Below are 19765 nucleotides of genomic sequence, written 5' to 3' on the forward strand. Positions count from 1 at the left end.
GGGGAAAATGATTGAAATGAACAATAAAAAAATTAAACTCGATCCGGATAAGTTTGCCAGAGCCGTTGTCAGTGGGTCGACAATTGATGAAACAGATGATGTTAAGGCCAGTAAGTTTGCACTGAAACGCTATTTGTCAGCATACCTGCTCGCTGAAGACTTTAACAATTTGGAAAAGAAAGATGCCAGCATTTTGAACAGTAAGAACATTTCGGAATGATGGAATCAATGAATAAGGCAATGAAATCTCGGCTTTGAGTTGATTAACCAGATTCGATATTAAAGTAAAAAGTGGGTCACAGTGTAGTTAGCGCTGGGCCCATTTTTGTGTTGCTAAGAAACGATTACAATTACTTACATATTTAATATCTCAAAAAATTCGAAATTGTTCTGGATTATGAGTGTTTCGTCTGTAATAATGGAATTAAGATCATGAAATGATTGGGCTAGGTTTAAAATTCAAATGGTTAAATCGGGCACACCGTGAAGCAAAGTGATGGAAAATGGTGGTTTGCCAATTTGAAAATGGCGGTATATCAAGGATCGTTTAGTGTATTCCCCACGGATGTAGGGGTGATCCCACATTTACAGCTGCACAGACATTCAGTATTGCGGTATTCCCCACGGATGTAGGGGTGATCCTATCATGTCGTGGTCTCACGCTGATCTTAGATTGTATTCCCCACGGATGTAGGGGTGATCCCAAAGCTATTCAAGCCATTCCTCAACCGGACACGTATTCCCCACGGATGTAGGGGTGATCCTACTTCACTTGGCGGCCGGTGTGGATGTACGCTGTATTCCCCACGGATGTAGGGGTGATCCTGAATTCCGGATCCTTACCAATTGGGCTGTTAGGTATTCCCCACGGATGTAGGGGTGATCCTGTGGTCGCACTATTAACTTTAATAATAATGTTGTATTCCCCACGGATGTAGGGGTGATCCAAATCTTCAAAAAGTTGGCAAACTAGCAAAAAAGTATTCCCCACGGATGTAGGGGTGATCCTTTCAACAACAGGAAATGTAAATTCCGCGCTTGGTATTCCCCACGGATGTAGGGGTGATCCTACCCGATCATCGGCCAATAATGCTTCATCTAAGTATTCCCCACGGATGTAGGGGTGATCCCAATTAGCGCTCCCAACTCCCCGTACGGACTTCGTATTCCCCACGGATGTAGGGGTGATCCTTATACGAGAGTCCGTTTGAGTCGATGCTCACGGTATTCCCCACGGATGTAGGGGTGATCCTTTCATCAATATTAGCGATTCGTATTTTGGTTTGTATTCCCCACGGATGTAGGGGTGATCCTCATCAATTATGTGCATCATGATCACCTCTCTTCGTATTCCCCACGGATGTAGGGGTGATCCTCCGGTCATTGAATTGGTCGCATGCAAATTAGCGTATTCCCCACGGATGTAGGGGTGATCCCCTGACCAGTGCCGCTTCCCTGAGAGTCTAAAGGTATTCCCCACGGATGTAGGGGTGATCCTCTGTGTTTGGTTAATGCGGTTTTTACCGTTAAGTATTCCCCACGGATGTAGGGGTGATCCTATAACTACGGTTTGCAAATGGCGGCCTATAAGGTATTCCCCACGGATGTAGGGGTGATCCCTTTTTCGGACCAAATCGGTAAAAATCGGACCAGTATTCCCCACGGATGTAGGGGTGATCCTGTACTCATCGGCGGTGTCAAAGTCCTTTTTGCGTATTCTTCACGGATGTAGGGGTGATCCTTGCAAAAGTTCGGATTGCGGAATCGTGACATTAGTATTCCCCACGGATGTAGGGGTGATCCTTACAAGCCGGCTTATGACTCAGGATATCTGCTGTATTCCCCACGGATGTAGGGGTGATCCTTCGTCGGGCCAGTCCTTTGGCACCTTCCAAAAGTATTCCCCACGGATGTAGGGGTGATCCTCTGTAAGGTGGCCGTTGACGGCTGCCAATTGCGTATACCCCACGGATGTAGGGGTGATCCTATCAACGATTCTGAGCAACAACCGCCACTAAAGTATTCCCCACGGATGTAGGGGTGATCCTTAATTACTCGCTGGCGATTGCAGTAGGCGCGGGTATTCCCCACGGATGTAGGGGTGATCCTCGCACTGCACTTTGAATTCGAGTAAACGCGTGGGTATTCCCCACGGATGTAGGGGTGATCCCTAATAGTCAGCGAAGTAAACCTGTGGTCCAATGTATTCCCCACGGATGTAGGGGTGATCCCTTTGATGCGGTGTGTAACTATCCGGCTCAAAAGTATTCCCCACGGATGTAGGGGTGATCCCACTGCTTCTGAAAAGGGATCGGCTCCAGAATGGTATTCCCCACGGATGTAGGGGTGAATTTTTGGAGGGAGGGATGATATGGACATTAAAGTTTTAAATCAAGCCACTATAGAAGAACCGGCGTGGTTGGCAATTCAACATCAAATTGAGTCGTTCGATTGGGGAGGCGCTAAGTTTATTGCTAAAAAGATGCTAGGGCCAATGACACCTCAGGAACGTCTGATTGTTGCTGTTGAAAAAAAGCGAATTATCGGTGTCTGTGCAATAGTAGAGAAAGATATTGCCGACATTCCTGAAACGCCGTTTATCAGTACTGTTTATGTCATGCCTGACTATCGAAATATGCATGTTGGTACACAAATGGTTAACCGGGCATTAGAAGTTGCAAGAGGACTTCAATTCGGGGAAGTTTATATTATTTCTCGGTTGAGTGATTATTACGAACAGATTGGATTCGAATTGGTTAGGATGATCAAGGACTTTATGGGCAGAGAGATGAAGCTTTATCGCAAGCAAATTTAGCTAATTAAGAGGTTCTTATTGAACTTTGACGCTACATACTTTGTAGCATTAAGGATTAGTGCAGAGTTGACCTATTTGTATCAAATAACTAAAACAAATTAAAAAACGCCAATCCCAATTTGGAAGTCAGCAGTGGCAAAAGTCACTTTAAGACTGTCATTGAGATTGACGTTTTTAATTATTGGAGAGTACCTAAAAAGTCAGACCTAGATTAGGTGTCGGATTTGCGTGGATCGTTAAATTCTGTATCAGGTGATTCATCGTTCCAAGCGGGCGCACCGGCTTTATCTTTATCGGTGGCTTCTTGATTAGGCACGTCGACCTTGCCTTTGCTTTCCTGTTTTTCACTGGTATCTTCAAGAGATTGCTTCAGCTCTTTTTCAGCTTTTGAATGATCTGATGTCATACTAAGTCCTCCTTGTAGTTACGTCATTTGCGCGTTTTTTGACGACTCTTTTTAAAAGGATCATTTTTATCCGGGGCATGGTGGTCCTGATACCATTGCTCAGCCTTATCGGTTGCAATTGCAATTGCTTTTTGATCATCATATCCTTTATCTTTTAGGGCGTTCGCAATATCAATGGCTTTGTCCCGGACCACTTTTTTAAGATTCTTCATTGAAGCTGGATAATTTTCATTATTCCAGGGCATTGGCAGTCCTCCAGTTAGTTAGTAAAATCACCGCCAGTAACGCCATAGCTTTGGCCAGTGACGTAGCTGGCACGATCAGAAGCCAAGAAAACGTAAACGGGTGCTAATTCTACTGGTTGACCAGCACGCTGAAGCGGTTTGCTTTGACCAAACTTGGGGATGTTTTCCTGCGGTTGGCCACCAACAACTTGAAGCGGTGTCCAGATTGGGCCTGGCGCCACGGTATTGACTCGAATGCCTCGTTTAGCTAACTGAGCGGAAAGTGCTTGGGTTAGCGTATGAATGGCGCCCTTGGTTGCCGCGTAGTCCAAGAGAAACGGTGATGGCTGATAAGCTTGGATTGAAGTCGTGGTAATAATGGATGCGCCTGGCTTCAAGTATTTCATAGCAGCTTTAACAGTCCATAAAATGGGGTAAACATTGGTTTCAAAGGTTTCTTTGATATTTTGTGTCGACAAGTTGGTAATATCGGGTTCAGCCTGCTGCTTACCGGCGATCAGCGCCAAAATGTCCAAACCATGGAGCTTTTGATAAGCGGTTTCGATTAATTCTTTATTGAAATCCTCGGATTTAAGATCTCCCGGAATTAAAACCGCAGTTTGACCAGCTTCTTCAATCCAGTGCTTAACCTCTTGCGCATCAGTCTGCTCTTCCGGTAGATAATTGATAGCGACATCGGCGCCTTCGCGAGCAAAGGCAATGGCAGTTGCTCGACCAATACCGGAATCGCCACCGGTTACCAATGCCTTTTTTCCCTTAAGCTGTCCAGATCCGTGATAAGAAGTTTCACCGGCATCTGGAATGGGGTCCAAGTTGGCCTGTAATCCTGGCTCGGTTTGCGATTGAATTGGGTAGTCTTGGTGATAATATTTGGTGAGTGGATTTAACGAATTCTCCATAAATCAGCCTCCTTTAAAATCTCAGCAAGGTAGTTGCAATGCGGGAGCTTGATAGTTAATTTAAATCATCTCAAATCAACCTGATTCATTAAGATGATTTTCAAACAGTATATGACAATTCAAGATAGCTGGTCAAATTTCATGATTGCTAATTTGTAATTATTTCGATCGCCAGGTTAACAATTATTTAGTTTATTTTCTGATCTAATCGCTTTTGTAAATAATTTTTGATAGAATTTAGCGTATATAATTAATAAGAAACGAATCTTGATTAAGAAAGGTTAAGCTACAAATGACACCTCAAGAATTACTTAAAATCAAATTTGGTTACGACAGTTTCCGACCAGGACAGGCGACGGCAATTAATGACATTTTAGCCCACAAAAATGTGCTTACCATTATGCCGACAGGCGGTGGAAAATCATTATGTTACCAAATTCCGGCACTGTTACTTGATGGCGTGACACTAGTAGTTTCGCCTTTAATCGCGCTGATGAAGGATCAGGTGGATGCGTTGAATGAAAACGGCATTCCGGCGACCTTTATTAATAGCACGTTAAGCTTTGACGAAATTGATAACCGCTTTAAGCAGGCTAAAAATAGTGAGGTGAAATTACTGTATGTCTCACCGGAGCGGCTGGATTCTGGGGCTTTTTCTCAATTGGCGGCTTTGCCGATTGATTTGGTGGCCGTAGATGAAGCTCACTGCATTTCTCAGTGGGGTCATGATTTTCGGCCCAGCTATTTAGCGTTAACCAATCATTTGCATCAATTGCCAAGTCACCCAGCCATTATTGCTTTAACGGCCACTGCAACCCCAAGAGTGGCTGAAGACATCAAAGCTCGTTTAGGACTTAGTGAAGAAGTTAAGACTGGTTTCGAACGTGACAATTTAGCCTTTAAAGTGGTGAAAAATCAGGATAGTGACCGGTATTTATTGGACTATCTAAAATTAAATTCAGATCAGTCAGGGATTATTTATGCCAGTACGCGAAAAGAAGTTGAACGACTGACACGGTTACTTCAAAAGTATCATTTTTCAGTGACAATGTATCACGGTGGTCTTAGTCGTGACGAGCGGCGGCAAAATCAAGATGACTTTCTTTACGACCGAGCGTTAGTGATGGTGGCAACCAATGCTTTTGGCATGGGCATTGACAAGAGTAATGTCCGCTTTGTGATTCATGACTCGATTCCCGGCAGCTTGGAGGCTTATTATCAGGAAGCTGGTCGAGCGGGCCGAGATGGGCTGCCAAGCGAAGCCATTTTATTGTTTAAAATGGCTGATGTTCAGACGCAACACTTCTTCATTGAGCAGTCTGATCGCAATGAGCAGGTTAAGGAACGGGAATTTCAAAAACTACAGACAATGGTTCAGTACGCCAATACGGAAGAATGTCTCCAGCAGTTTATCTTGCACTACTTTGGTGAGGAAGGGCCGACTTGCGGTCGCTGCAGTAATTGTCTTGATACCCGTGAATCCCAAGATATTACGGTTGAGACGCAGAAAGTTCTGTCATGTGTTCGTCGAATGAATGAGCACTTTGGCAAAACATTAGTGGCACAAGTATTAGCAGGTTCCAAGGACCAAAAGGTGATGAAATTTCACTTTAATACGTTGTCAACTTATGGCATCATGCAGGATCAATCTAAGCGCCAAATTACGGAGTTAATCGATTATTTAACCGCTGCCGGCTATTTAACGGCAGAAGGCGGTCAGTTTCCGGTGTTAAAAGTCACACCACTGGGGTTGACCGTTTTAACGGGGCAGCAAAAAGTTTCTCGTAAGGTGGCTGTTCAAGCTACTAAGGCATTGCCGGAAAATGATGAGCTATTTGAACAGTTGCGGTATTTACGACGTCAATTGGCCGAAGAGCAGCACGTGCCACCGTTCGTGATCTTTTCGGATAAGGCATTGCATGAAATGAGCGCTCAACTACCAACGACAGCTAGTGAATTTTTGGACGTTAAGGGCGTCGGTGAAAGTAAATTAGCCAAGTATGGGGATCAGTTTCTGAAAGTCATTGCTGAGTATCGTGCGGAGATTGAAGCGTGAGAATAATGCTCACCATTGTCGTCGCCTTTTTATCGATTATTTTAAGAATTTTGTGCCACTTTTTACTAAATTGGTTATAATAGAATTGTATACAAGCTAATCTTAAAGGAGTGGTCAGAATGGTTGAAAGGTATCGGGCTGAAATTAAGGCATTGAATGGTGACAAACTGGGTAGTCATCCAAGTGGTGAGGCAGATTTTACGGTTGATGGTGATACTTTAACAGTCGAAATTACGATGGATCAGACGTCGCCGAACACGCAACATTGGATGCATTTTCATGGTTTTCCAGATGGGCGGGATGCTCAGCCGGCAACTGCCGCTCAGGATATCAATCACGATGGTTACGTTGATCTGCCGGAAACTGAACCGGTTTCGGGAACCACAATGGTACCATTCAATGATCAACCGGAAAAAATGGCAATTCCGACTGATACTTATCCGGTTTCGGACGATCATGGGCATTTTCATTATAAAAAAGAGGTGCCGTTGGCTGATATCAAAGCCAAGTTCAAAGAAACCTTCAACGATGATGATCTGCAATTGGAAAAACGTGTCATCTATGTTCATGGAATTCCTAATGATGTTGACTTACCAGAAACGGTTAAGGGAACCGTGATGGATTACGATCCGCATACAACTTTGCCGATCGCAACTGGAAAAATCGAAAAGCTGAACTAAAAATTAATTAGAAATGTTAAAACCGGGATTGAAAGCTACTTGGCCTTCAATCCCGATTTTTCAAAAGAAAAAGCCATCCCGACGACTGTCGAAGATGACTAAAATTAATTGGTTAATGAGTTAGTTTAGCCTAATGACCAAGCACTCATACCTTGTTGATTGTAAAGACTTACGGCTGCGTTCACTTGATCCTGAACTGAACCGCCATTAATGTGCATGTTTTGGAATAAACCGTAGGCACCACTTGAACTGTTTCGAACAGATGGTTGCCAGTTGGATTCACGTGAGATGATTGCATCCCAAGTTGATGCTGAAACACCGGTTCTAGAAGCCATTTGGCTCAGAACGTAGCTCTTAGTGCTGTTACCGTATGAAGCAGTGCTGTTTTGACTTGAAGTTGAAGTCGTGTTAGCAGTGTTGTTGCTAGTAGCAGCTGGTTGACTGTAGCTGGTCTTTTGCTGAGCAGTGGTAGTTGTCTGAGGAGCTGCTGAAGTAGTGGTGGTAGTAGCAGCGTTTGAAGTTCCATCAGGAATTACCAACTGTTGACCAGGAACGATCATGTGGTTTGAAATGTTGTTTGCATTTTCGATTGCATTGATTGATGAACCGAATTGTTGCGAGATTGCCCAAACGGAATCGCCGGACTTAACGGTGTAGGTCGAAGATGCACTGGCACCTGCTGCGCCTGCAAAGAACAAGCCAACGGCAGCTGCTGATGTTGCGAGAATGGTGGTAATAAATTTTTTCAAAATAGACACTCCTATAAGATAGATTCGAGAAATTTCTGCTTCTTGCGATTGTTAACCAACAACGATTAACTCCTAAGAGTATAGCCGGTTATTGTTACGAGACAATATCGAGAAGTGTACGAGTTTGTTTCGGTGAAGTGACTTATCTTACAGCCAAGTAATATATGTAATGTCGATTGCGGCCTAATTCTTTTTTGAAAATGATTGTTGAGACAGAGATGAAAACGATCACAGATCGAAATTAAATGTTACAGGAATATTTCAAAAGGGCTGTTTTTTAGCAGCTCGTAATATAAAAATTGCTTTTTTGGCGTCACTTTTGACAGGATTTTAGTTAAAAAAACTGGTTTTTAATGATTTTAATTTCGAATTTGCTTTTTTAAAATAGTCGTTGATGATCATTTTGTTGTCGAATCACAATATCAATAAAATATATCGTTATTTTGAAGAAGACTTATCCATGAATTAATGGATAATGGGAATTCGTTTGACTTGTCAATAGTTGCTTATTGACTTGTACCGCGCCATGTGATGCAGATTGTTAGTGTAACAAGGTTCTCCAAAATCTCTTGAAGAAAATTATGGTGACAATCCAAAGTTAATTAACCAAAAAACGACGCTCCCTTCAGCAAAATCACTTACTTTGGGAGCGTCGTCTATAACGAAGGATTATTTAGTTGTTGACTGATTGATACCGGTTACTCGGCGGCGTCTGTAATGTTTGTAGCCAAGAAATCCAAGTGAGCCAATTAGCGTGACTAATGAGAGGGTTAAGCCGTAGTTGAAGCCAACTGGTGTGTACGTGAATTTAACGGTGTGTTTTCCTTTATTGACCGTAATATACATAAACATGTTGGCCCACCTCTTTGGTGTAACGCGTTTACCATCGACGGTTGCCGACCAGCCCTTGGAATAAGGAATCGTCGTAGTCATCGTTCGATCATCGCTTGGGGAAGTGATAGTCCCGGTAATGGTTCGATTGTTGAACTTGGTTACCTTATAAGGATTCTTCTTGAGGTCATTGGTCAGCTGCTTGACTTTATTATTATCAAGCGCGTACAAGTAGACATTTTCCATTGGCGCATGGTTGACGTTGGCGAGAATCTGCAGATGAACGGTTCGGTTGCGATTGGTCCCCGTTGTAAAGTTCAAGAGGGTCTCCTTTGCTGAAGTCCGATATTGCTGCAGTGGCTTATTATCTACCAGATAGCTGAGTGTATCTTGCGCCATTCGAGGCCCAAGTGACATGTAATAAGAAGTATGTTTTTTGATTGGGACCGTTAGTGTTAATCCAGCCGGCTCAGTTTTATCCTTCTTGCGAATTTGGGAATTGGAAAAATCAGCAGCCGGATAGGCATTATCGTACGTTACTTTGGTGGGCCGGACAGTTGAAAACAAATTGCCGACCTTGGGATCCAGTTGAGAAGCAATTTGATTTTGATAAGCGGCCGTTTCATCCATATCGTTGATCGGGAACATGAATTGACGTCTGGATAAGAAACCAAGGGGAAGCGCATATGGATTTTGATAGACGTTGATCAAATCGGTGTGGGTTTTCTTTGTATAATCGGCTAAATCAGGTCTGGATGTTAGCGGTGTTAAATAATTTAAGGATCGCCGCGACTCAGCTTTGTTTTTAACGTGTCTCGGAGTAAAGTAGTATTTCATCGATAATAAAGAATCCGTAAACATCGTCCCGTTTGAGTAAACCGCATAGTACGTGCCACTAGGATTACCGATATTGTTATAGAATCGAGTAGTGGCGGTCTCCAGAGTAGAGGAGAAGACCGAACCACCATAGAAATTACCGGTCATTGCGTCATTTCTGGTCCGGCTAAATGTTGCGGCAGTTCGATAAAAGTTGGGGTCCAGCTTTTTGGTTTTAGCACTGGCCGCTCTCATTAAGGTTGAAAACTCAGTGTAATTGGCAGCGTCCAAGTAGGTTAAAGTAGCGAGCGACACACTCAGGTTGGTCGCCATTTCCGCGCCGACCACTAAGAATAGCAGGATTGGGAACAGGGCTTTGTGGGCAGATCGACGCCAGAAAAATAGGAGTAAAGCTGACAATAGCAGAAAAATAATGGCGGTGATCAATTTACCAATTGTTAAAAATTCGAACTTCTTGATCGCAATCAGGATGTAAGTAAATCCAAGGACAATGATCCCGGTTGAAATCCCAAAAGCTAAGCGGGATAAGCCGTGTGCCAATATTTCCTGGAGAGTTGAAAAGGCAATTAGGATCATTAAGAAAGAAAAGACAAATGAAAACCGGTATGGATACCAAACGGGAAGTGCCAAGCCATGCCACAAGACATCCAGTGGTTCAAAGCACATTGATAAGATCAAAAAGGCCAGCATTAGGCCATTCGCAACTTTTAAGCGGCGTTTAATTGTGGGCGCAAAGAAGTAGTAAAGACACATCATCAAGGCCAGACTGCCGATAAAAATATTGGGTGTCCCCTTTGGGAGCTGAGTGAAGTCAAACCCACCATTGACAAATTTAGCAATCATTCGGAATGGGTTGTATTCTAATTCAAAGAAAAAGGGCGACTGTGAGAAGTCCGATTTGCTTTTGAGCAACGCATAAAAAGTCGGGATGAGGATCCATGCTGAAAGGGCGCCACTGATTAGGGATGCTCCCAGCCATTTGAGCAGAACTTTTATATAGGAAGAAGTTGTCTGATAAGCTTTGCAAAGGGTAAAAATAATTGCGTAGGCGGAAACAAAAATTGCGATCATCCAGCCAATATAATAGTTAATCATTAAAATGGCGGCCAGTGAGATGATGTAAAGTTTACTGGAACCACCCTTTAACAAGGTGATTAAGCCGAGATAGATTAATGGCAGTAAGATCACACCGTCCACCCACAGCGTATTTAATTGGTTGGCAACCATCCAACCCATTAAGGCGTAGGTGGTTGAAAGAGCCCCAATTAACCAGCCGTTAGTTTGATGAAGTTTAGTTAACAGGTAGCCGAAAGTTAAACCAGATAGTGCGTATTTTAGAATGGTAATCACGCCCACCACGGCTGGTAATTTACTGAGCGGGAATAATAGGATCAGCAGATTCAAAGGACTCATCAAATAATAGCTCCAAGTACCGAGCATATCGCCACCAAGGGCTTTGTTGAATGAGTAAAAAATGCCGCTTGGATTATGTAGGAGCGTTGTCCTAAAATAAGTAAAAAAGTCGATATATTGTTGGCCCATGTCGACCGTCATAACTGAAGAATTGCCGAATGGTGCAAAATGTCGATAAATAAAATAGCCCGTAACGATTATTAATGGGGTAAAAAAGCTAAGAAGTAGCGCGGACCGCTTCGATTTCATTTGAATATTCCATCCTCTCATAAATATTGATACTTATAATATCATACCATTTTGAACGATTAGGTTGGGACAAACTTTTAATTTATTAGAATTTAAAACAGCCTCGGAAGCCAAAATCGGGTTCTTGACTTCTGAGACTGTTTTGATGATTGAGTTAGCTTGTGCTTAAATCTGTTTAGTGTTATTCCCGTAAGCAGGTCTTTACACTCCGGAGTTTAACCGCTTGAATCCACTCACTTATTTAAACATATACTTAGCCAAGCCCGCTGGGAATTTCTTTGACGAAGTAATGATGTTCTGTGGGATGTCGACCTTCTTAACTTTGTTGATATCCGCATAACTGCCGTCAACTGTACTGGTTGAAGATTCACCCTTACTTGTGTACTGGATCTTAATATGAGACTTGGTTGGCAGGTAAGATTTCTTGTTAACAGTATATTTGAACGTTAGATGAGAAACTTTGATTTTATCGGCATTTTGTTTACCAGCTTTCCCAGACTGCTCAACCAAAATATTTTTGGCTGTATTGGTAGCCTTTTTACTATCCCCGTCATATGACAACGTGTAGGTCTTGTCGTTGGTCTTTAGCTTCAAGTCTTTCTTAATGCCTTTTAAGATTTGAGAAGCCGACTTGGCAGACATTTGGTTACGGGTGTTTGAAAGGATTTGACTGTTTTTGTCAACCTTTTGCTTATACCAAATTTTATTCATTTGAATATAGAGCATATTCTTATTGATGTAATAATGGCTGGTTGGTTGACTTTGATTTGATTGGTTCAAAGCAACTACAAATGGTTTTAATGTAAAGGTCCCGCCGTCGATGGTTTGTTGAGTACCGGTGCTGTTAGTTGTTTTCAACGTAATAATGGCTTGGCCACTCTTGATGGAATCAGCTGCATCAGCGGACTTTGAAACGACCTTTGATGTATTGGCACAGCCCCCCAAGGCTAACAAGCAGACCCCCAAGACGAACAGCATTGCTTTCTTCATAAAAAATTCCTCCAAATTAATTCAAAATATTGTTTTCACTGCCAATTAAATTGCATGACAAATGAACAAGTACAATAATCATTCTAACACGCGGGCCCGCTTGATGAAATTAAGAATTTACCGCGTTTTTAAAGTAGAACTGTTTAGTAATGATTAAAAATGACCACTGAATTTGTTATTAATGACCAATCTTGTAATAAGATTGACGATTTGTATTTTTAGCCCCATTACCAACAATGATTTTGTTTTTGCTGGTTTTCTTAACGGTGATCACAGATGCCGGTTGATTCGATAACTGGGTTTGAATTAAATAAGTGCCCTTTCTGATCTTTTGATAATCTACCTGGTGGATTTTAAAACGCAGGGTTTTGTTGTTGATGGTTGCTGAATTAGCAAGGGATGTTTTGCTAAAAGACAATGTGTAATAGATAGTTGCCGTGCCTTTAGCGGTGGCTTCTTTTCTGGCGTTGGATTTCCAATTGCCGCGAAGGACTGTTGGTGTGCCACGATGCCAAGCGGCGGCATGAGTCGCAACTGGTACCAAAGCCATTGTTAAGATCAGGACAACGGTTAATGCTGTCAGCTTTTTTTCAATTGACCAAATTTGTTTAATGATAAGCTTCACCTCCACTCAAATATTAGCATTAGTCGGCTTAGCTGCCAAGGAGGAGAATATTTAGCTGCCAAATTAAAAACGGGGTCAAAACAAATTAGGACTTGTTTTGGCCTCGCTTAGACATTAGTGCCCCTGCCAAGGACCTTTATTATACATCTGATTAAAGTTGATGACTGATTAATCTCAACAATATTTTCTGAAGACCAGTTATCCCTGTCACAATGGTAAAAGTTGAAATTAAGAATTGGTTTCAAAATTGTCGTACCCGTTGGCAAAAGATTCACCTCGTGATATATTAGGGACATTGGAGGATGATTTATATGAATATGACTAAATTCGCAACAAAAGCATCGATTACTTTGGGGCTGACTTTAGGTTTGGGGTTATTCGCCACACAACAACCAGCTCAAGCTGCTAAGTGGCACAAGGGCACTCCTTCTGCTGTTCGGGGGACTTGGAAGACCAAATCAACCAATATCTCCTTGGGGTCAAAGAAAACAAGCTCTTATGAAAAACTGACGATTGGCAAGACGGCCATTTCCGATTACATTTACACAGGTAAAAACAAGTTGGGAATGAAGGGGACGTCGGCAAAGTACGCAGCAACCGGGAAACATACCTACATAATTAAGGCAAAAGTTTCCAAGAAGACGACCACACTTCATGTCAAAAAGTTAAGTAACAAAGTGATTGAAGTGGGAACCGGCACGAAGAATCTTAATCCTGCCAAGTATTACAAAGCTTAAACTTGAAACTTCTTAAATAAAGTTAGTTAAAGACTGGCAGAACGCCATTTTTAACTAACTTTTTTTGATGCCGCTGTTCAGCAGTTCACTCGAATTTTAGTGACAAATTACGGTTTTGTTTCTAAGAATAGATCGAGGTATGATAGAAAGTGCCTTGGGAGGACGTTTTAACAGCAAAAAAGCGTTAAACTTCGAATTTGATTTCGATAGGTTTAACGCTTTTTTGCTGTTGAGTGTTTTTTCCCCACTCACTTAGGACAGTTACCCAAAGCAACACCACTCCGTATAAGGGATGATTGATTCAAAAAATCCAAAGCCCGGATTTCCCGAATCAACGCCTTACATTCCGGAGTTTAACCGCTTGAATCCACTCACTTATTCTTTAACCGAATCATTCAATTCCTTGGCCTGATAGTAATCCGGGAAGATGTACGCACTCTTAACTCCCCAAATGTAAAAGCCAAGAGAGGCAATAATGATCACCACGAAGTCCCAAGGATAAGGGATCCAATTAACACCGTTAAATTGGTGACTACCGGCATATGACATAATCGAAATGAAGATCAGATAAATGATCATCCACATACTTGACCAGAAAGCCTTTCTGGTATTGACGTAACCGGCACGATATTCGTAATAGAAATAAAACGGCAAGCCTAATAGAATGACCAAGATCACTTCAACGGTGGTTGGCCACATTGCCCAATAGACCGCTAATGATGCTAAGACGAAGGAAAGCGGCGCCATCCATTTTAGGTTTTTTAGTTTAACCGGCCGTTTAAAGTCCGGGGCAATTTTTCGAAATGCCACCGCTGTGACTGGCCCGGTTAGATAGGCAATTAAGGTTGACGTACAGATCACGGTTGCCAAAGTGGCCCATGATCTGAAAATTGAGACCATCAGCATACTTAAAATTAAGTTTACCAGCATCGCTACTCGAGGGATGCCGTACTTTTGATTGATTTTACCCAAAAAACTGGGGATATGCTGATTACTTTCCATTGCATAGAGGGCTCGCCCCGTAGATGCCGCAAATGAAACGCCGGTACCAACTGGGGAGACAAAGGCATCCATGTATAGCAGAACAGATAACCAACGAACACCCAGCATAATGGCCAAGTCAGCGAAGGGTGAATTAAAGTTAATCCCACTCCATCCGTGAGCAGCCACGGCTGAAGGTTTGATTGCCGTGATAAAAACACTTTGAAGGACGACATAAATAATCCCACTGATTAGCAGCGAGATAAAAATTCCCCGCCCAATATTCTTTTTAGGATTTTCAATTTCGCTTCCCATGTTAATAACCGTTTGAAAGGCATTAAATGAAAAGATAATTCCGGCTGATGACGTTGCCGCAAAGATCGGAGCCGACCCGTATGGCATAAACGCGTGTAGCGAGTGGCCGTAGTTTTCGGGATGAAAACTAGCGATTGTCAGCATAATGATTGTCAGCGTTGGAACGCCGATTTTAAAAACCGAAATTAAACTGGTAAAACTGGTTAAAATTTTGACCGACCAAAAATTAAGAAGGGTAAATACCAACATGAAGAGGAAAACAACCATCAGGCCAGCTGTGGTGATGGTGCCATTCTTTAGGAACTGGTGCGTCCAATTAGCCCATGACCACGGCCAAGAGCTCATGTATTGGACGGCAGCAACCGCCTCGATCGGAATCAGTGTGATGAGTGAGATCCAGTTGGCCCAGGATGAAATAAATCCTAAGAGTGGTCCGTGTGAGTATTGAGCATACTTGCTCATCCCACCAGCCTCCGGGAACATAGCCCCCAGCTCGACGTAATCATACGCAATCGCGGCAATGACGGCACCTCCGATTACCCACGAAATAATGGCGGAAGGACCGGCTACTTTTGAAGCCTCCCAAGACCCGAATAGCCAGCCGGATCCGATTAAAGAACCCAGCGTTAACATGACAAGTTGAAACAATCCAATTTTAGTCGTTTTGTCAGAATCCATATATACCTCCTGTTTGCAATGCTTAATAGTGTAACAAATGAGAGGATTATTGCAAATGAAGGAAAAATGAAAATCCCAATCTAAGGCTATTATGACAGTCACGGGGAAGAATTATACTTTTTTAGGAATGATGAATTTAGCGAGTCTTGCCAAGCTTAATAAAGTCAAAAGCACCGCCTCCTAAATTAATACATAGAGGCAGGTGCTTTCACTTAGTACATTGTTTTAGTCTGTTGTTTCTCAAATTTATCAAATGCCTTAATCGTTTGGCTTCGATTACTTGGCTTTAAATCCAAAACCTCTTTATCATGTCCGTCACCTTTGATGAAATCATAGATATAATCATCCCGAAAGCCAATCTTGGCAGCATCTTTGGCCATGTTACCATAGTAAACTATTTTAATGTTTGACCAAATAATGGCTCCCAGACACATCGGGCATGGATAACAGGAAGTATAGAGTGTGTACCCGCTTAAATCATAGCTGCCTAGCTTTTGGGTTGCTTTTCGAATGGCCGTAATTTCGGCGTGAGCAGTCGGGTCTTGATTTTTGAGGACTTGGTTATGAGCCTTTACCAAGATCCCCTGGTCATTGGCGATGACGGCGCCAAATGGGCCACCATCCCCAGTTTTAAGATTATCCTCAGCTTCTTTTGCGGCAAGTGACATCAGTTGATCAATTCGATTAATCGTTTCCATAGTGATTGATTCTTCCTCTCACTTAGTAGTTTTAATCGTCCTTTTTAGGACTGATTGGGAATTTTCGGGCAGCAGCTGATTTAAAATAATGGCTGTGATTGCTGCTGTGGCAATGGGTGAGTCGAGTAAATATTGGCAGAAGGTTGGCACTTCATTTTTTAAACCGCTTGGCATTAGAACCAGCGCCAGCGTCAAAATAATCGGCATCCCTAAAATGTAAAGATCACGTTCAGCAAAGTGACTTTGACTAACCACGCGTAACCCATTGAGCATAATGGTGGAGCAGATAATCGCAAAGACGCCACCAATGACGGCTGAAGGAATGGCTGCCAAGAGGGCTGATAATTTACCCACAAAACTGAAAAGAATAAACCAGACACCGGCACTGATAAAGGCTTTTTTACTGGCGACACCGGTGATTGAAATGATGCCGGCATTTGTTGAATAGCCGGTTACCGGAGTGGCCCCAAATAAGGCTGACAGTAAACAGGAAATACCTTCACCAAAGACGCCCCGATTAATTCTTTTTGGCGTTAACTTAGTTCCAGTGACAGCTGATACCGCAAACCAAGTGCCAGTGGTTTCAGTCATCAATACCATGTAGATGATTAACATCGTTAAAATAGGTGACAGGGAAAAGCGCAGCCCGTAGCTGGTCATGGCGAACTTGGGAAGGCTGAACCATGGCGCACTTAAGACGGATTGAAATGAAAACTGTCCCATGATGGCAGCCACAATGGTTCCCACAGTTAGGGCAATCAAGATGGAACCTAAGCGGAAAATCCGATTGTATTGGGGGAAGTGAAGACTAATGATCACGCAAACCACCAATGCGCCGGCCGTAATGAGCCCCAATAAAACGTTGGTGTTCAACCGGCCGGAAGCTTGAAAGATATTGTCATTAAGTGCTGAAGGAATTAGTGAGAGACCAACGTTGGTAATAATGGTGCCACCTACCAGAGACGGGACAAATTTGTGAATTAATTTTGGCACCACATTTGTAAATCCCAGGATTAATACGAACAGTGCTCCGATAATCAAGGAGCCGAAAATGGTGGCCATGCCAGTCGTTCCGCCACCAGTGGCTGCGTAAATGCCGGCAAGAGCGCCCAGCGGGACAAAGGAAGCCCCTTGAGTAACCGGCATTTTCATGAAGACGCCGGTTTGGAGAATCGTTCCGATACCGGCTGCTAAAAATGTAGCTTGAATGAGTCCCATCTTGTTATCAAGGGGTAAGCTTAACATCCCAGCCACAATAATCGGGACAACGTACACGTCCATGGCCAATAAATGCTGGAGCCCCAGCAAAACCGTTTGGCCAGTTGAAATATCTGCATCAGGCGTTACCATTAGCTGATCAGCAGACTTGTCAATATTGAATGATTTGGATGATTCTTGAGTGACTTTTTTTGCAAGAATTTTCATCATCATTAACACCTTCTCTATTCAATTTGACAAGCCTGCCACCTGCTTGCATCTTTAATGTAATTATTTTTAACATCGAAGATCTTCTTTATAGCCACCTGATCCATGAATGAATTCGTAGATCTTTAAAAACGATCATACGCGATTAAGACTCCATTTTCAACGCTTTTCAAGCAAAAACGGGATGGTGTCAGCGGGCATTTTGTGTGTTTTGAGATGGTCATCTTACAGACACATCAGATTAGTTGAGCTAAAAAATTTAGCTAAATGGCAATTCTCATGTTATATCATATAACATAAAATTGGGGATTTGCCTTAAAACCAGTTAGACAGGGGTGGAACTGATTCGATTACTGACGGTCATTCTTCGATCATGATGGCGTTAATGCCCTTGCCAGCAAGAATCCTCGAGGCATTGTACGGACCCAGCCCCTTTCTGAAAGTAATGTAGACTTTTCGGTCGGTCGGCACCTCTGAAATCCGATCTCGAAGTTCGGAGAGAGGAATGTTCAAGGTTGGGGTGACAGAGCCGGCTTGTGGCTTACCTGGTTCGCGAATATCCAAGAAGAAAGCTGTTTTGAAATCTGCTTCAGGAATGTTAGCCAGCTTAATGGTGGCGCTTCGATGAGTTAGTTGGTTGATGGCAACGTATCCGGCAATGTTTAAAACATCTCTGGTGGAAGAATACGGTGGCGAATAGGGAATTTCAAGGGCCGGTAAATCGGCTACGTTCAGGTTACCCGTGATAGCGACCGATAATTGTGAAATTCGTTTATCAATGCCGGTCTTACCAACGGCTTGGCCACCTAGAATCTTGCCGGTTTTATCTTGATACAGAAGTTTGAAATTGACTCGATCGGCGTTTGGAAAGAAATAGGCGTGATCGAATGGGGTGATAAAGACGGACCGGTAATCGTTAATGCCGGCTTGTTGTAAGGCTTGTTCAGTATAGCCGACATAACTAACGGTCAGGTCAAAGAATTTTGCGACGCCAGCCCCAATAAACCCTTTGTAGGTTAGGGGGGCACCGTTGAGAATATCTGCCAATAAATGGCCTTGACGATTAGCCGCGCTTGACAATAAGCTCGGAGTCGGCTGCCCGGTAATCAGGCTGGTTGTTTCAATGACGTCACCAATTGCGTAAATGTCGGGCAGATTTGTTTGAAGTTGATGATTCACAATAATGTGCCCATCGTCTGATAACTGAATGCCAGCGGTTTTTGCCAACTGACTATTGGGTTGAACGCCGGTGCCAAGAAACAGCATATCTGTCTGGTGAGTTGACCCATCGTCAAAAATTAAGGTTCGGCCATGATCGGTAATCTCTTTAATGGTGTGGTGAAGAAGAACCTGAACACCTTTTGCTTTTAACTCTTCTGCCACAATATCGGCAATTTCCGAATCAAATGGCGCAGCCACCTGGTCAGACTGTTCAACAATTGTGACGGCCATTCCGTTATGAACAAAACTTTCAGCCACCTCAATGCCAATGGTACCAGCGCCAAGAATGGTGACTCGTTTGGGATGGGCCGTCTCTAAAAAGGCTTTGATCTTATCAGCATCGGTAAGTGCCCGTAATACAAACGCGTTGTCGGCTTTTTCAATTCCTTTAATAGCTGGTGTTGAGGGACTGGCTCCCGTAGCGATGACTAATTTATCATAACTTTCAGTGCTGCTTTGACCAGTTTGAAGATTGGTAACGTGAACTAATTTTTGACTTGGGTCAATTGAGGTGACCTCGTGGTAAAGTCGAACGTCGATATTATTTTTCTGCTTGAGAATTGCCGGGGTTCGTTCAATGACCGCTGAACGATCGGTAATGAGACCGCCTAAATAATAGGGCAGCGCACAACTGGCCACAGAAATAGCTGATCCACGCTCAAATAGGATAATTTCGGCGTTTTCATTGATTCTGCGTAACCGGGTTGCAAAGGACGGACCACCCGCAATACCGCCAATAACTAGAACTTTCATAAAAAAACCTCCATTTAACATATAGCGCTTACATTCACAAATTCATCATAACTGATTGACTGCGAAGGATAAAGAAAAGACACTCTTGACAGCAAAAAGGATCGAAACAAAGTTTAGCCTTTGCCTCGATCCTTTTTAAGCTGTTTATTTTGTATATTAACC

General features: G+C 42.9%; 16 protein-coding genes and 1 CRISPR repeat array. Of the genes, 5 read left to right on the forward strand and 11 right to left on the reverse strand.

Annotated elements, in window-relative coordinates:
- Positions 1-16 precede the first annotated feature (16 nt).
- Entirely contained in the window at positions 17-220 is a 204-nt protein-coding gene (locus tag ED605_RS05080) for a hypothetical protein (RefSeq protein WP_225419045.1), read from the forward strand.
- Between the two features lie 332 nt (positions 221-552).
- Positions 553-2353: direct repeats of the CRISPR family, unit length 28 nt; unit sequence GTATTCCCCACGGATGTAGGGGTGATCC.
- A gap of 18 nt (positions 2354-2371) precedes the next feature.
- Positions 2372-2815, forward strand: a complete 444-nt coding sequence (locus ED605_RS05085) for a GNAT family N-acetyltransferase (RefSeq protein ID WP_121977793.1) — start codon at positions 2372-2374, stop codon at positions 2813-2815.
- Positions 2816-3026: 211 nt separating this feature from the next.
- On the opposite strand, the gene ED605_RS05090 is transcribed toward ED605_RS05085, so the two are convergent.
- Genes ED605_RS05090 through ED605_RS05100 form a run of 3 tightly spaced genes read right to left on the reverse strand, consistent with a single transcriptional unit; the run spans position 3027 to position 4365 of the window.
- Positions 3027-3221: a hypothetical protein gene (locus ED605_RS05090; protein ID WP_121977794.1), complete on the reverse strand. Its 195-nt coding sequence runs from the start codon at positions 3219-3221 to the stop codon at positions 3027-3029.
- A gap of 23 nt (positions 3222-3244) precedes the next feature.
- Positions 3245-3466 (reverse strand): DUF2188 domain-containing protein, encoded by a 222-nt coding sequence (locus ED605_RS05095; RefSeq protein ID WP_121977795.1) that lies wholly within the window; start codon positions 3464-3466, stop codon positions 3245-3247.
- A gap of 14 nt (positions 3467-3480) precedes the next feature.
- Positions 3481-4365, reverse strand: a complete 885-nt coding sequence (locus ED605_RS05100; RefSeq protein WP_121977796.1) for an SDR family oxidoreductase — start codon at positions 4363-4365, stop codon at positions 3481-3483.
- A gap of 292 nt (positions 4366-4657) precedes the next feature.
- Here ED605_RS05100 and recQ point away from each other — a divergent pair, with 292 nt between their 5' ends.
- Complete coding sequence (recQ, locus tag ED605_RS05105; protein WP_121977797.1) at positions 4658-6421, forward strand: DNA helicase RecQ; 1764 nt, start codon at positions 4658-4660, stop codon at positions 6419-6421.
- Positions 6422-6540: 119 nt separating this feature from the next.
- Complete coding sequence (locus tag ED605_RS05110) at positions 6541-7101, forward strand: hypothetical protein (RefSeq protein ID WP_121977798.1); 561 nt, start codon at positions 6541-6543, stop codon at positions 7099-7101.
- Between the two features lie 125 nt (positions 7102-7226).
- Here the strand turns inward: ED605_RS05110 and ED605_RS05115 are convergent, their stop codons facing one another.
- The 4 genes from ED605_RS05115 to ED605_RS05130 form a co-directional block, all read right to left on the reverse strand.
- Positions 7227-7850 carry a LysM peptidoglycan-binding domain-containing protein gene (locus ED605_RS05115; protein ID WP_191981343.1) on the reverse strand — a complete coding sequence of 208 codons (624 nt, stop codon included), beginning with the start codon at positions 7848-7850 and terminating at the stop codon, positions 7227-7229.
- Between the two features lie 669 nt (positions 7851-8519).
- Positions 8520-11180, reverse strand: coding sequence for a YfhO family protein (locus tag ED605_RS05120; RefSeq protein ID WP_121977800.1), 2661 nt, complete (start codon positions 11178-11180; stop codon positions 8520-8522).
- Between the two features lie 237 nt (positions 11181-11417).
- Positions 11418-12170: a DUF6612 family protein gene (locus ED605_RS05125; protein ID WP_121977801.1), complete on the reverse strand. Its 753-nt coding sequence runs from the start codon at positions 12168-12170 to the stop codon at positions 11418-11420.
- 178 nt (positions 12171-12348) lie between these two features.
- Positions 12349-12795 (reverse strand): hypothetical protein, encoded by a 447-nt coding sequence (locus ED605_RS05130; RefSeq protein WP_121977802.1) that lies wholly within the window; start codon positions 12793-12795, stop codon positions 12349-12351.
- 311 nt (positions 12796-13106) lie between these two features.
- Here ED605_RS05130 and ED605_RS05135 point away from each other — a divergent pair, with 311 nt between their 5' ends.
- Positions 13107-13532, forward strand: a complete 426-nt coding sequence (locus tag ED605_RS05135; protein WP_225419046.1) for a hypothetical protein — start codon at positions 13107-13109, stop codon at positions 13530-13532.
- 375 nt (positions 13533-13907) lie between these two features.
- On the opposite strand, the gene ED605_RS05140 is transcribed toward ED605_RS05135, so the two are convergent.
- The 4 genes from ED605_RS05140 to ED605_RS05155 form a co-directional block, all read right to left on the reverse strand.
- Entirely contained in the window at positions 13908-15506 is a 1599-nt protein-coding gene (locus tag ED605_RS05140; protein ID WP_121977804.1) for an APC family permease, read from the reverse strand.
- Positions 15507-15718: 212 nt separating this feature from the next.
- Positions 15719-16204, reverse strand: coding sequence for a nucleoside deaminase (locus tag ED605_RS05145; RefSeq protein ID WP_121977805.1), 486 nt, complete (start codon positions 16202-16204; stop codon positions 15719-15721).
- Between the two features lie 18 nt (positions 16205-16222).
- Positions 16223-17629: a solute carrier family 23 protein gene (locus tag ED605_RS05150; protein WP_370824502.1), complete on the reverse strand. Its 1407-nt coding sequence runs from the start codon at positions 17627-17629 to the stop codon at positions 16223-16225.
- Positions 17630-17989: 360 nt separating this feature from the next.
- Positions 17990-19603 carry an FAD-dependent oxidoreductase gene (locus tag ED605_RS05155; RefSeq protein WP_121977807.1) on the reverse strand — a complete coding sequence of 538 codons (1614 nt, stop codon included), beginning with the start codon at positions 19601-19603 and terminating at the stop codon, positions 17990-17992.
- Positions 19604-19765 lie beyond the last annotated feature (162 nt).

Source organism: Lentilactobacillus raoultii, assembly GCF_900411375.1.
Taxonomy (GTDB): domain Bacteria; phylum Bacillota; class Bacilli; order Lactobacillales; family Lactobacillaceae; genus Lentilactobacillus; species Lentilactobacillus raoultii.